General features: G+C 65.4%; 11 protein-coding genes. 10 read left to right on the top strand and 1 reads right to left on the bottom strand.

What is annotated here, in order from left to right; genetic code table 11:
* Nucleotides 1-239 precede the first annotated feature (239 nt).
* Complete coding sequence (locus tag E3U47_RS19810) at nt 240-1,934, bottom strand: sulfatase-like hydrolase/transferase (RefSeq protein WP_134693349.1); 1,695 nt, start codon at nt 1,932-1,934, stop codon at nt 240-242.
* Between the two features lie 383 nt (nt 1,935-2,317).
* Between E3U47_RS19810 and E3U47_RS19805 the strand changes: the two genes are divergently transcribed.
* From E3U47_RS19805 to E3U47_RS19760, 10 genes are read left to right on the top strand one after another with little or no spacing between them, the layout of a single operon-like run.
* A complete protein-coding gene (locus E3U47_RS19805; RefSeq protein ID WP_134693348.1) occupies nt 2,318-3,667 on the top strand; it encodes a UDP-glucose/GDP-mannose dehydrogenase family protein in 1,350 nt (449 codons plus the stop codon).
* Entirely contained in the window at nt 3,664-4,728 is a 1,065-nt protein-coding gene (locus E3U47_RS19800) for an NAD-dependent epimerase (RefSeq protein ID WP_134693347.1), read from the top strand. The genes E3U47_RS19805 and E3U47_RS19800 overlap by 4 nt, the downstream gene beginning before the upstream one ends.
* Nucleotides 4,725-5,471, top strand: a complete 747-nt coding sequence (locus E3U47_RS19795) for a sugar transferase (protein ID WP_134693346.1) — start codon at nt 4,725-4,727, stop codon at nt 5,469-5,471. Before E3U47_RS19800 ends, E3U47_RS19795 begins: the two co-directional genes overlap by 4 nt.
* 1 nt (nt 5,472) lies before the next feature.
* Nucleotides 5,473-6,120, top strand: a complete 648-nt coding sequence (locus tag E3U47_RS19790) for a CpsD/CapB family tyrosine-protein kinase (protein ID WP_134693345.1) — start codon at nt 5,473-5,475, stop codon at nt 6,118-6,120.
* A gap of 22 nt (nt 6,121-6,142) precedes the next feature.
* Nucleotides 6,143-7,162 carry a polysaccharide biosynthesis/export family protein gene (locus tag E3U47_RS19785; RefSeq protein WP_134693344.1) on the top strand — a complete coding sequence of 340 codons (1,020 nt, stop codon included), beginning with the start codon at nt 6,143-6,145 and terminating at the stop codon, nt 7,160-7,162.
* A gap of 14 nt (nt 7,163-7,176) precedes the next feature.
* Nucleotides 7,177-8,751 (top strand): Wzz/FepE/Etk N-terminal domain-containing protein, encoded by a 1,575-nt coding sequence (locus tag E3U47_RS19780; RefSeq protein WP_134693343.1) that lies wholly within the window; start codon nt 7,177-7,179, stop codon nt 8,749-8,751.
* On the top strand, nt 8,748-9,857 hold the full coding sequence (locus E3U47_RS19775; protein ID WP_372239532.1) for a glycosyltransferase family 4 protein: 1,110 nt from the start codon (nt 8,748-8,750) through the stop codon (nt 9,855-9,857). The genes E3U47_RS19780 and E3U47_RS19775 overlap by 4 nt, the downstream gene beginning before the upstream one ends.
* A complete protein-coding gene (locus tag E3U47_RS19770; protein WP_134693342.1) occupies nt 9,854-11,224 on the top strand; it encodes an O-antigen ligase in 1,371 nt (456 codons plus the stop codon). Before E3U47_RS19775 ends, E3U47_RS19770 begins: the two co-directional genes overlap by 4 nt.
* Nucleotides 11,221-12,186: a glycosyltransferase family 2 protein gene (locus tag E3U47_RS19765; protein ID WP_134693341.1), complete on the top strand. Its 966-nt coding sequence runs from the start codon at nt 11,221-11,223 to the stop codon at nt 12,184-12,186. Before E3U47_RS19770 ends, E3U47_RS19765 begins: the two co-directional genes overlap by 4 nt.
* Entirely contained in the window at nt 12,179-13,315 is a 1,137-nt protein-coding gene (locus E3U47_RS19760) for a glycosyltransferase (RefSeq protein WP_134693340.1), read from the top strand. The genes E3U47_RS19765 and E3U47_RS19760 overlap by 8 nt, the downstream gene beginning before the upstream one ends.
* Nucleotides 13,316-13,321: the final 6 nt, after the last annotated feature.

The following is a 13,321-nucleotide window of genomic DNA, read 5'->3' as shown; positions in this document are numbered from 1 at the left end:
CGCTCCATTCATCCGGCCCTCCGCTGCGCTCCGGGTTCCCTCGCTCCGTTCTTGCTCCCGTGGGGACCGCGCTGTACGCCCCATCCTGGGGCGCAGCGCTCGACGGCCATCCATGGCCGTCGCCCCACTACGCAAGAACTACGCTCGGCCTCCTGAAGTCGCAATTTGTGTTGCCTGAACTACCGCGCGTTTAGAAGCAAGAGCAGAGCAAGAGCAAGAGCGCTTCGTTTTTAAGGCAGTTAATCCGCGCGGCCAACCGGCATATAGACACCCGGTGTAACCACCTGCCCCAAATCTATATGCCGAAAGTCCGGTTTCGCCCCCAACCGAGCATTGAAACGCACATTGAAGGTAAACGGGTCGTCCGTCGGCATATCCAGTGCCCGGCCATACAATGTGCTCACCGCTACACCGTCGTAGCCCATCAGCTTGAGCAGCGTGGGAAACAAGTTGTAATGGCTCGAGGCATTGCGGTTCTGCGCCAGGTGCGCCTGCCAGTCGAGGGTCTTCAGGCCCTGGCCCTGGATCACCACCAACGGCACCACGCCCTCTTCCGGCACCGGGTCGCTGTCACAGTGGGTGTTCAGCCCCGGGTTGCCGCGCTCATGCAAATCCTGACCATGATCAGAGGTATACAGCACCACGGCATGGCTGAGATCCGCCTGGGCAAACAACCGGCGGAAGAACTCACCGACATTCCACAGCAAGGTGTTCTGGTAGGCATTGCGATAGAGCACCCAATCCTGCGGGCTGCCAGCGAAGCCCTCGCGCGTGCCGGTGTCGGCAACATCCGCGAAGCGCCCACGAGGCAAGGCCGGCTTGAACGTCAGGAAATCGTCCGGGTACTTGTCATGCACCGGAAAGTGCGCGCCAACCTTGTTGATCACGATCAACTGCGGCTTGCCATCCCCCAGCAGCGCCACCAAACGTTCCAGCGCCGCCATGTCGCGCTGTACCACCGGCGTGTCGTCGAACTGAATGAACTGATCGATATCGCGCTTTTCGGCTTCAGTCATCAGGTTCTGCAAGTTGCCCCCAGTGCGCTGGCCGTCGATGTACACCGTGCCCAGCCCCGCCTGCTTGGCGTACTGCCAGATCGACGGCTGGGTGGTATTGATACGCAAATAGTCGTCACGCGTGCCGCCATAGCGCAGGGTCACATTGGTATCGGCACTGCAATTGGCAATCGAGGCGGCGTAGCCGAAATTGATGATATCCACGCCCGGCTGCGCCTGCGCCAAGTGGCTGGTGACCCCGGCCCGGGTGTTCAGGTCCAGGTAGTTGCCCGAGATGCTCTCGTCGATCAACAGCACGATATCGCGCGCCATGGGCGGCCCGACACGCGGCAGCGTCACCGGCTGACGTGGACCGACACGGTCGTGCACGGCCTCGTAGCCGAACAGCCCCAAATAAGCCAACGGTGTGTACATCACCGGCAGGCCCCGTGCGCCTTCCCCGGCGCGCACGAACAGAACGGCCATCAAGATCAGCACGCCCAGTACCGGTGCCAACGGTGGTATCGCGCGCGGTAAACGCGGCCAGTGTCCGGGACGCAGGCCAATACCCAGTAGCAGCAGCAACGCACGGCCAGCCGCCAAGGTTATGGCGTAGTGGTACTGCTGCACCGCCTCCTGGACGAAACCACCGGCATAGACCATGGACACGAACGCGCTATAGGTCAGGTACGAATCGGTAATCCGGTGATAAGCATCGAGGAACACCGCGCTCAGCGCCAGCGTCGCCGCCAGCAACCAGCGTAACCAGCCCGGGCGGGTCAACGCCGCCAGCAGCAATGCAACGACAAGGATTGCGAACATCCCCAGGAACAACACCAATGGCAGGCCAATACCCAAGGCTTCTATGCGCTCGCGGTAATAGGCCTGAAAGCTGGTCAGGTAAATGAGCAGCAGCAAAATCTTGATCCAGCTACGCATGTCCCGGTCACTCCCGTCATGGATTGCTCTTCAAACCGTAGCAGCTGTGAAACAAACCACAACGAGAAAAAGTCAATTTTCCGACGATATCCCGACGCCAGATTCTGGCACCCCTGAGTAGTCGCTGATGATTATCCCTATCGTCTACAGCCCGCTTATTCCGCTGCATCTAACCGTTCATCGGGACACGAAACGGCCAATTGCCAGCAGCTTTGTTCGCTAACACACGGATTGGAAAAGGGTTGGTGGCACATGGCCCGTTTACTTAGGGTCTGTAAATTAGACGAAACATGCCATTGCTTTGACGCAAATCCCCGGCGCTGAGCTATACCGAATTCACACCACTGTTTCATCTCCCTTACTCATCCATCGAGGCACAGCGCATGGACGTGAGCGTTTTTGGCACAGGTTATGTTGGACTGGTACAGGCTGCCGCCCTGGCGGACGTCGGCCACCGCGTGCTGTGCGTGGATGTCGATGCCCACAAGATCAACCAGTTGCGCCAGGGCGTGCCGCCGATCAGCGAGCCTGGCCTGTCGGATCTGCTCGAGGACAACATCAAGGAAGGCCGCCTGCTGTTCAGTACCCAGGCCAGCGACGCGGTCAGCCATGCCGGGCTGATTTTCATCGCCGTCGGCACCCCGCCCGACGAAGATGGCTCGGCCGACCTCAGCCATGTGCTCAACGTCACCCGGCAGATCGCCGCATTGATGGAGGCCGACCGCACCCTGATCATCAAGTCCACGGTGCCGGTGGGTACCGCCGACCAGGTCATGGCCCTGGCCCGCGACGAGCTGCAGCGCCTGGGCAAGAGCCAGTTGCAGGTGCGCGTGGTGTCCAACCCGGAGTTTCTCAAGGAAGGCAGCGCCCTGGCCGATTGCATGCGCCCTGACCGGATCATCGTCGGCACCCTCGACGAGTTGGCCCATGACCAGTTGGCCGAACTGTACGCGCCGTTCTGCCGCAACCACGAAAAACTGATGTTCATGGACAACCGCAGCGCCGAACTGACCAAGTACGCCGCCAACGCCATGCTCGCCACGCGCATCAGCTTCATGAACGAACTGGCCAACCTCAGCGAACACCTGGGCGCCGATATCGAGGCCGTGCGCCGCGGTATCGGTTCCGACCCGCGCATCGGCTACCACTTCATCTACCCCGGTTGCGGTTTCGGCGGCTCGTGCTTCCCCAAGGACATCAAGGCCCTGCTGCATACCGCCGCCCATAGCGGCATGCCGCTGCGCCTGCTGCAAAGCGTCAATGAGGTCAACGACCAGCAGCGGCGCATCCTGTTCGCCAAGCTCAAGCAACGCCTGGCGGGCCTGGCCGGCAAGTCCATCGCCCTGTGGGGGCTGGCCTTCAAGCCCAACACCGACGACATGCGCGAAGCCCCCAGTCGCTACCTGATGGAAGCGCTGTGGGCCGAAGGCGCCACGGTGCGCGCCTACGACCCCGAGGCGATGGATGAATGTCGGCGGCTGTACGGCTACCGCGACGACCTGCAACTGTGCGCCACCCGCGACGACACCCTGCAGGACGCCGATGCCCTGGTGATCTGCACCGAGTGGAAGAACTTCCGCGTGGTCGACTTCGCCCTGCTGGCCAGCAAGCTGCGCGCGCGGGTGATCGTCGATGGCCGCAACCTGTACAACCCCGAGCAAGTAGCCGCCCACGGCTTGCATTACAGCGGCATCGGCCTGCGCCAGGTCAGCCCGCAGGTGGATGCGCCATGAAGGTGCTGGTCACCGGCGCGGCCGGTTTCATCGGTGCCCATACCTGCCGCCGACTGCTGCTCGACGGCCACCAAGTGGTAGGGCTGGACAACTTCAACGACTATTACCCGCCGTCGCTCAAGCACGCCCGCGTGCACTGGGTCCGCCAGAGCGCCGGCGACTTCCCGCTGCACAGCCTGGACCTGGGCGAGCGCGATGGCATGGCCAGGCTGTTCGCCAGCGAGCGCCCCGAGGTGGTGGTGCACCTGGCCGCCCAGGCCGGGGTGCGCTATTCACTGCAGAACCCCCAGGCCTACCTGGACAGCAACCTCGCCGGTTTCCTCAACATTCTCGAAGGCTGCCGCCACCACCCGGTTCGCCACCTGCTGTACGCCTCGTCCAGCTCGGTCTATGGCGCGAACCAGCGAACCCCGTATCGGGTCGAGGATGCCGTGGACCATCCGCTGTCGCTGTACGCCGCCACCAAGAAGGCCAACGAGGCCATGGCCCATAGCTACAGCCACCTCTACGGCATCCCTTGCAGCGGCCTGCGCTTTTTTACCGTGTACGGCCCCTGGGGGCGTCCGGACATGTCGCCGATGCAGTTCGCCAGCGCGATCAGCGAAGGGCGACCGATCCAGCTGTTCAACCATGGCCGCCATCAGCGTGACTTCACCTACATCGACGACATCGTCGAGAGCCTGGTGCGACTGATCCCCAGGCCCCCGGTCGGCGACCCGCAGTGGGACCCGCTCAACCCCGACCCGGCCAGCAGCAACGCACCCTGGCGCCTGTACAACATCGGCGGGCAACGCCCGGTGGAGCTGCTCGACTACCTGGCGCTGCTGGAAAAACACCTGCGGCGCAAGGCAGTGATCGAGCTGCTGCCCCTGCAGCCGGGCGACGTGCTGGCCACCTGCGCCGATGCCAGCGCCCTGGCTCGGGTCACCGGATTCACCCCACAAATAGGCCTTGATGAAGGGCTCGGGCGCTTCGTCGCCTGGTTCAAGAGCTACTACTCGCCCGCCGCCAGCGAAGCGGCGCCCACGGGCGAGCAGCCAAATCAACGGAGGGCGATATGACAGGACAACCGAAAAGCGCGCAATTACAGGCGCTGTACCAGGACAAGCGCATGGACCCGGCGCACCGCCAGCGCATCGACGCGGCCATCCACATGCAGGGCCGCGGTTGGATCAGCGGCCGTGCCGGCGGTCGGCCCTGGACCTTGTCGCGGACCAACCGCGTGCTGTCGTGCCTGGCCGCGCTGGTCCTGCTGCTGCTGCTGTCGCCAGCGTTCCTGGTGCTGGCGGTGCTGATCAAGCGCTCCAGCCCGGGCCCAGTGTTCTTCGTGCAAAAGCGCACCGGCTACCGAGGCCGGCTGTTCGGCATGTACAAGTTCCGCACCATGGTGGCCAACGCCGAGGCGCTGAAGGACTCGGTACGTCACCTCAACAAGCACGGCGCCGACGCCATCGATTTCAAGATCGACAAGGACCCGCGCATCACCTCGGTGGGCGGCTGGCTACGCCGCAGCAGCCTCGACGAGCTGCCCAACCTGATCAACGTGGTCACCGGCGACATGCGCCTGGTCGGCCCGCGTCCCACTTCGTTCAACGCCTACCGCTACCACGACAACCACCTGGCGCGGCTGTCGATCTACCCCGGCATGACCGGCCTGTGGCAGATCTCCGGGCGCAGCGACATCGACTTCGACCAACGTGTAGAGCTCGATCTGAGCTACATCAACGAACAGAGCCTGATGCTGGACCTGAAGATCCTGCTCAAGACCCCGTTCAAAGTCTTCACTGGCCACGGAGCAAGCTGAGATGGACGGTTCATCCTCAAGAAGCCTGACAATCGCGACCCCAAGCGAGACCAACCTGACCGCCACCGTGCTCGACCTCGACCAGCGCACCCTGCTGCTGACCGCGGCCAACACCGGCAGTGGCACCAGCACCAGCGCCCTGGCCTTTGCCGGCCAACTGGCGGTGATGAGCGCCGGCAACGTGCTGCTGATCGACGCCAGCCTCAGTTCCGGCGGCCTCAGCCAGCAACTGGGCCTGGCCAAGTTGCGTGGCTACAGCGACCTGTTGTTCGACCAGGACACCCCACCCCTGGCTCAGGACTGCATCGTGCGCTTGTCCGACCAGCCGTTCGACCTGCTTCCGGCCGGTACCTGGAAGCGTGGCCGCGACCGCCTGGACCCTGAGCAACTGCGCGTGCTGCTGCACCAGCTGAGCAACCAGTACCGCTTCGTGGTGATCGACGGCGAGGCCATCTACGCCAGCGCCGACAGCCTGGTGATCGGCACCCTGGTCGACGGCGTGATTCTGGTGGTCAGCGCCGAGGAAACCCGCTGGGAAGTAGCCCAGGCCGCCGCCCAGCGCCTGACCCAGGCCGGCGCGCGGCTGATCGGCAGCGTGTTCAACAAGCGCAAGTACTACATGCCCAAGTGGCTGTACGAAAATCTTTGAGAGGCCGCACAGGATGAATGCCATGAGATACCCATCGATTGCCCTGTGCCTGCTGGCCGTGGCCGGCTGCGCCAGCCAGGACGACCGCGAGATGCCGGTGCAGATCCTCACCGCGCCGCCCGCCGAAAGCCAGGCCACCGAAGTTGCCCGCCGCGAGCAGGTGCTGCGTCCGCAGGACGTGCTGGAGGTGATCTTCCATGTCAGCAACCGCTCGGCCGGGGTGTACCGCATCCAGTCCGGCGACACTCTGGACCTGAACTTCATGGCCGCCAGCGGCCTGAACGGCAACCAGTTGGTGCAGCCCGACGGCAGCATCACCCTGCCCAGCACCAACGCCGCGGTACGTGTGGAAGGCATGACCCCCGCCGAGGCTGAAGGCGCGATCCGCCAGGCCTACCAGGACAAGCGGGTGTTCAAGCCCAACCGCGACCAGGTCACCGTGCGCGTGCTCAGCCCGATGACCGACGAGATCAACCTGAAGAACGCCCTGACCCACCCCGGTACCGGCATGAGCCGCGACATCACCGTGGGCAACGACGGCCGCGCCACCTTCCCGGAAATCGGCTCGGTGCCGCTGCAAGGCATGACCGTCAACCAGCTGCGCGACTATCTCAACCAGCGCTACGCCAGCCTCCCGGGGCGCATGAGCGTGGACGTACTGCTCAAGTCCACCGCCGCCAACGAGATCTATGTGCTCGGCGAGGTCGGCCAACCCGGCGCCTTCCAGATCCGCCGGCCGATCTCGGTGCTCGAGGCGCTGACCCTGGCCCGCGGCCCGACCCTCAAGGCCAAGCTCGGCTCGGTGGTGATCATGCGCCGCGAAGGCAACACCGTGCACGCCAAGCACTACGACGTCGACAAAGCGCTCTCCGGCGGTAGCCAACAACTGGCCTACCTGCAACCCGAAGACATGCTCTACGTGCCCAAGACCACCCTGGCCAGCGCCGCCGAGCTGTCCCGGCAACTGGCCGACGTGGTGCTGTTCCAGGGCTTTGGCTTCAGTTTCAGCTACCGCGTCGACAACAAAGAAAGCAACGACTGAGCGGGGGACGAACCATGATCACGCAACCGAAAGAAAACTATGTGCATGAGTTCTTCCGCATCTTCTTCGCCAATCGCCAGTTGGTGAAACGGGTGTTCCTGGTGTTCGCGCTGATCGCCGTGCTGCTGCCGCTGGTGCTCAAGCAGAGCTACGACGTCACCGCCGAAGTCATCGTGCAGTCGAAGAAACTCTCGCAGAGCGACACCTCCTCGGCCCTGTCGCAGCAGGCCGACCAGTTCATCCCGCCGTCGCTGGCCGATATGGAGACCGAAAGCAATATCCTGCGCTCGCCCACCCTGATCCGCCAGACCCTGGGTGAGCTGCGCAAGGAAGGCCACTACCCCGACGAGCCTGGGCTGCTGCGGCGCATGCTGCTCGACCCGCTGCGCCACAGCATCATCGAGCCGCTGCACCGGCTGTTCGGCAACGCCGTGGCCGATGACCGCGACACCCAGCTGGACGCCCTCACCGACCAGGCCGTGAAAGACCTCAAGGTCGAGACCCTACCCGGCTCCAACGTGATCTCGATCACCTACAGCGCCGCCGACCCCAAGCTTGGCACGCTGTTCGTCAGTCGCCTGCTGGAGAACTTCCTGACCAACCGCCAGGATCTGCAATCCAACGAGCTGCCCGAAACCTTCTACGAGCAGAAGAAGCTGCACTACCAGGCCCGCCTGGGTGACCTGGAAAGCCAGCGCCTGGGCCTGCTGACCGCCATCGGCTCGTCGGACCCGAAAGAGGAGATCACCTTCCGCCTCAACGCCATCAACACCGAGGAGCAGGCGCTCAACCTGCAACGTGACCGCCAGTTGCAGAACCAGAAGTGGCTGGACTACCTGCAAAGCAGCCTGGCCGCGGCCAACAAGGCGAAGCTGGCCGACTATGCGTTCCCCTACACCTTCACCACCACGGTCGACAACGTCGCCTTCGAGGACCGCGAGATCAAGCAGCTCGGCGAACAGCTGACCACCCAGCTGGCCCGCTACAACGGTGACGCCACGGTGTTCCAGCCAGGCTCAGACCAGATGGTCATGGCCCGCCAGCAGATCGCCCAGTTGCGCGCGCAGTTCCTCAAGATCGTCGAGAACCGCATCCGTGAACGCCAGCAGGACCTGGCCGTGACCCAACAGGTGATCGAGCAGAAGACCCAGCGCATCGCCGACTACAGCAAGCGCATCCTCCAGTTGCGCGAGACCCAGAGCAAGACCCGCCAGCTGGACACCGAGATCGATGCCCTGCACAAGGCCTTCTCCACCTACGCCCAGCGCTACGAGGAAAGCCGTGGCCAGGGCCTGCTCGACGGCAGCCAGTCCAACGCGCGCGTCCTCAGCGCCCCCTACGAGCCCACCGCGGCGAGCTTCCCGAAACCCGGCCTGATCATTCCATTCGGCCTGATCACCGGCTTGCTGCTGGCCATCGCCGTGGTCTATGTCAAGGAGTTCTTCGACCACCGCTTCAAGCATCCGGCGCAGATTGGTCACGAGTTGGGCTTGCCGGTGCTGCTGGTGATCAACGACCAGACCCCGGCCCTGTCCAACCCGCACAAGACCTGGTCGCTGCCACGCCTGTGGCACTGGGTGCGCAATTGAACGCGGCGCTGCGGGCCTGCGGGCGGCCGATCCTGCATCTGCTCAGCAGTGGCGGGTTCTACGGCGCCGAACGCATGCTCCTGGACCACTGCCAGGCCATGCCGGGCCAGCATCGGGTGCTGTTCCTCGATGCCCCGGCAGAGCTGGTGGCGCGTTTTCGCGAGGCTGGCGTTGCCTGCGAAACCTGCCATGGGCTACTGGCGGTGCTCAAGGTGCTGGGTGCGCAGCGCGGCCAGCGGCCGCTGGTCAACAGCCATAATTTCAAGGGCCAGCTGTTTGGCTGGGTCGGCGCCACCCTGTGGCGCCTGCCGATGGTCAGCACCCAGCACGGCTTCACCCCGCGCAGCCGCAAGCAACGCTTCTACACTTGGCTGAGCCTGCAGTTGTGCCGCACGCCGACGGTGGACACGGTGGTGTGCGTAGCCGAGAGCATTGCCCGTATCCACCGCGATGCCGGGGTGCCAGCGGCCAAGCTGCAGGTGATTCCCAACGGACTGCCTGAGATCTGTGAAGCGCAGGCAAAGGATGGCGTGGGCGCGGCACAGCCAGGCGCCGCTCCCTGGCTCGCCGCCTACGTTGGCCGACTGTCCAGCGAAAAAGGCCCCGACCTGTTCCTCGACACCCTGATCCCGGTGTGTCAGCGCCAACCGCGGGTCCACGCCGTGATGCTTGGCGAAGGCCCTGAGCGCGAAGCCCTGCAACAACGCATCGACGCTGCCGGCCTGGGCGAGCGCATTACCCTGCCGGGCTTCCAGCGCGACATGCGCGGCTGGATGAAACGCCTGGATGCCCTGGTCATCAGCTCGCGCACCGAAGGCACGCCGATGATCCTGCTCGAAGCCATGCAGGATGGTGTGCCGGTGGTGGCCTTCGGTGTCGGCGGCATCCCCGACGTGATCGAGCACGGCCACAACGGCTTGCTCGCCCGGCCCTTGGCCACGACCGAGCTGGGTGAACATCTCGAAGCGCTGCTGCAAGACCCCGAGCAGGCCGGCGAACTGGTCGCCCGGGCGCGCCAGACTCAACGTCAACGCTACCACCTGCCGACCCTGGCACAACGCTGGGCCCAGGTGTACCGGGGCACGGCCGAGGAGGTTGTCGCATGATCATTCCCCTGTCGCTGGTGGCCCTGGTGGCCTTGCTGAGCCTGGGTCTGCTGGCCAGCCCCTACCCGTTCCTGGCGCCCGGCGGCGTGATCGGCCTGGCCGGCGTGCTGGTGTTGTACCGCAAGCCGGCCTGGGGCCTGCTGGCGATCGCCACCCTGGTGCCGCTGGAAGGGCTGCTCAAGGACGGCCTGGTGTCCGGCGCCAAGCTGGTGGGCATCGGCCTGGTGCTGATCCTCAGCCTGCAACTGGCAGTGCGCCAACTCCCCGGCGAGCGCCTGCGCAGCAATCAATGGCGCCTGCTGCTGCCGTTCATGGCCCTGTACCTGCTGAGCCTGTGGGCCAGCGACGACCTGGCCCTGTCGGGCGGGCACCTGCGTGAGCTGCTGGTGGGCCTGGTGGTGTTCGTCATTACCTTGCTGGTCGGTCGCGACCTCAACCTACCGCTGCTGGCGCGGCTGATCACCGTCAGCGTATGCGTTACCTGTCTGTTCGCGATCTTCTCCACCAAGTACCAGGAGCAGGGCCGCGCCTCGGCCATGCTCGATCCCAACGCCTTCGCCCTGCTGATCACCATCGCCATGCCCTTGGGGCTGTGGCTGGCGATCAAGGCGCGGCAGATCCCGGTCAAGCTGTTCTGGGCCGGTTGCTGCCTGTTGCTGCTGGTGGGCATGACCAAGACCGAGTCGCGCTCGGGGCTGGTGGTGCTGCTGATCAGCCTGGGCATCGTGCTGCACAACTACCGCGAACAGCTGACGCGCATCCGCCCGCGCCACCTAGGCTTCGCCATGCTCGGCCTGGCCATCGTCCTGCCCCTGGGCATCGCCTTGATGCCCGCCGGCTACGCCGAGCGCATCCAGTCGCTGATGCTGCTCAAGTCTGGGGTCAACGCGCACCAGGACGAGTCGCTGGGACGGCGCGCCTCCTACCTGGTGGTGGGCAAGGAAATGATCAGCCACAGCCCGCTGCTCGGCACCGGGCCCGGCACCTTCCCGCTGCATTACGCAGATACCGGCTTCTCCAAGGCCTTCGCCCCGGTCAACAGCAAGACCACCGACCTCTACCGGCGGGCCCACAACACCTACCTGGAACTGTTCAGCGAAGTCGGCCTGCCGGCGGGGCTGCTGTTCGTCGGCATGATCGTGCTGGCCCTGCGCAATTTCTGGCAGGCGCGCGCCGCCTTCCGCGCGGCCGGCGACCCGGACCGCGCCGACCTGATGACCCACCTGACCATGAGCATGCTCGCCATCGGCCTGTTCCTGATGTTCCTCAGCGCGCCGAGCCACAAGTACCTGTGGCTGATGCTGGCGCTGTCCAGCGTGCTGCTTGGCCAGGCGCGTGAGCAGCAGCCGGTGGAGGTGGCCCGATGAGCCGGGTGAGTATCGTCATCCCGATGTTCAACGAAACCCGCCATATCGGCCGCACCCTCGACGCCGCCCGGTGCTCGGCCAGCGCGGCGGGGCTGGCGTGCGAGCTGATCGTGGTGGACAACGGCTCCAGCGACGACGGCCCGGCGATCGCCCGCGCTCACGGCGCCCAGGTGCTGAGCGTGCCGGGCGTGGCCATCGGCGCCCTGCGCAATGCCGGCGTAAACGCCAGCCAAGGCGACTGGCTGGCCTTCCTCGATGCCGACATCGAAGTCCCGGAGCACTGGCTGGACCTGCTGCTAGACCTGCAGCGCCGTGGCGAAGGCGATGTCTTCGCCCTGGACTGCGACACCCCACGCCATGCGCCGTGGTTCGCCCAGGCCTGGCAACGGCGCACCTTGCGCACCGGCCAGACGGTGCAGGACTGCACCTGGCTGCCCACCCCCAACCTGTTGATGCGGCGCAGTTGGTTCGAACAGGTTGGCGGCTTCGACGAACGCCTGCGCACCGGCGAGGACAAGGACTTCACCCTGCGCCTGCATGAAGCCGGCGCGCGCCTTCGCGTACTGCGCGAACCGGCGGTGCTGCACTGGGGCTATGAAGCCAACTGGCGCGAATGGCTGGGCAAGGAGATGTGGCGCCAGGGCAGCCACCTGCAATTGCTGCGCAGCCATGGCGTGAGCCTGCGCCTGCTGCGGTTCCCGATGCTCTCGGTGGGCGCCTGGGTACTGGACGCCATGGCCCTGTCGGCGCTGCTCGACGGTTTCCCGCATGTTGCCCTGTTCTTCCTGCTGGTCAGCGCCCTGCCCGCGCTGCTCCTGAGCCTGCGCCAGAGCCGCAGGCACCGCGACCCGCTGCTCACGCTGCAGCTCTGGGGCCTGCACTGGCTGCGCCTGCACCTGGCCGGCGCGGCCTTCATCCTCAGCCTGTTCAACCGCACCGCAAGGAGGCCCGCCCGTGGCTGAGTTCATTTTCTGGCTATGCCTGTTGCTGCCGCTATATGCCTGGGTCGGCTATCCCCTGCTGCTGACCCTGGCCGCGCCGTTCTTTGCCCGTCGCACGCATTCACCATTGCCGCCGCAGCGGGTGAGCGTGGTGATCGCCGCGCACAACGAAGAGCGGCATATCGAAGCCAAGCTTGCCAGCGTGCTCGGCCAGGACTATGCAGCCGCCGAGCTGCAGGTGGTGGTGGCCAGCGACGGCTCCAGCGATCGCACCGTGGCCTTGGCCCGCAGCCTGGGCGACCCACGGGTGCAGGTGCTGGACCTGCCACGCCTGGGCAAGGCCGGTGCGTTGAACAGCGCCGTGCAAGTGTGCACGGGTGACCTGCTGGTGTTCACCGACGCCGACAACCAGTGGTCGACCGACACCCTCGGCCTGCTGCTGGCGCCTTTCGCCGACGCCGATGTCGGCGGCAGCGCCGGGCATATGATCATCCCCGATCCGGGCAAGGGCCTGAGCATCGGCGACAGCCTGTACCGCCACTATGAGGCCTGGGTGCGCAAGGTGGAGAACCGAACCGGCTGCATGGTCTCGGCCGACGGCGCCCTGCTGGCCCTGCGCCGCGCGCTGTACCAGCCGATCCCGAAACAGGTCAACGACGACTTCTTCATCAGCACCTGCGCACCAGCCGCCGGCCTGCGCATCGTCTATGTACCCGAGGCGGTGGTGCTGGACCAGGGCGTGGACGAGGCCGACAAGCAGTTCCGCCGCCGCCAGCGCGTCACCGTCGGCGGCCTGTTGAGCCTGGCCGCCCGCCGCGAGCTGCTCAACCCGGCGCGCCACGGCCTGTACGCCATCGCCCTGATCAGCCACAAGCTGATCCGGCGCCTGGCCCCGGTGCTGCTGCTGCCGCTGCTGCTGGCCAACCTGTGGCTGGCCGCCGAACCCGGCTTCTACCGCCTGACCCTGGCCTTGCAACTGCTCGGCTACGCCGCCGCCATCGCCGGCCTGCTCGATGCCCAGCGACGCCTGCCGCGCCCGTTCCGCCTGGCCGCCTTCGTGCTGGTCACCCTCGCCGGCATGAGCGTGGGCCTGTGGCAATTCCTGCGCGGGCACAGCTACAGCCAATGGAACCCCGACCAGAATCGATGAGCGACG

Origin of the sequence: Pseudomonas sp. RIT623 (assembly GCF_004519305.1) — a bacterium.
Taxonomy (GTDB): Bacteria; Pseudomonadota; Gammaproteobacteria; order Pseudomonadales; family Pseudomonadaceae; genus Aquipseudomonas.
The sequence above is the reverse complement of the archived record's forward strand: the minus strand, read 5'-3'. Positions and strand labels throughout refer to the sequence as shown.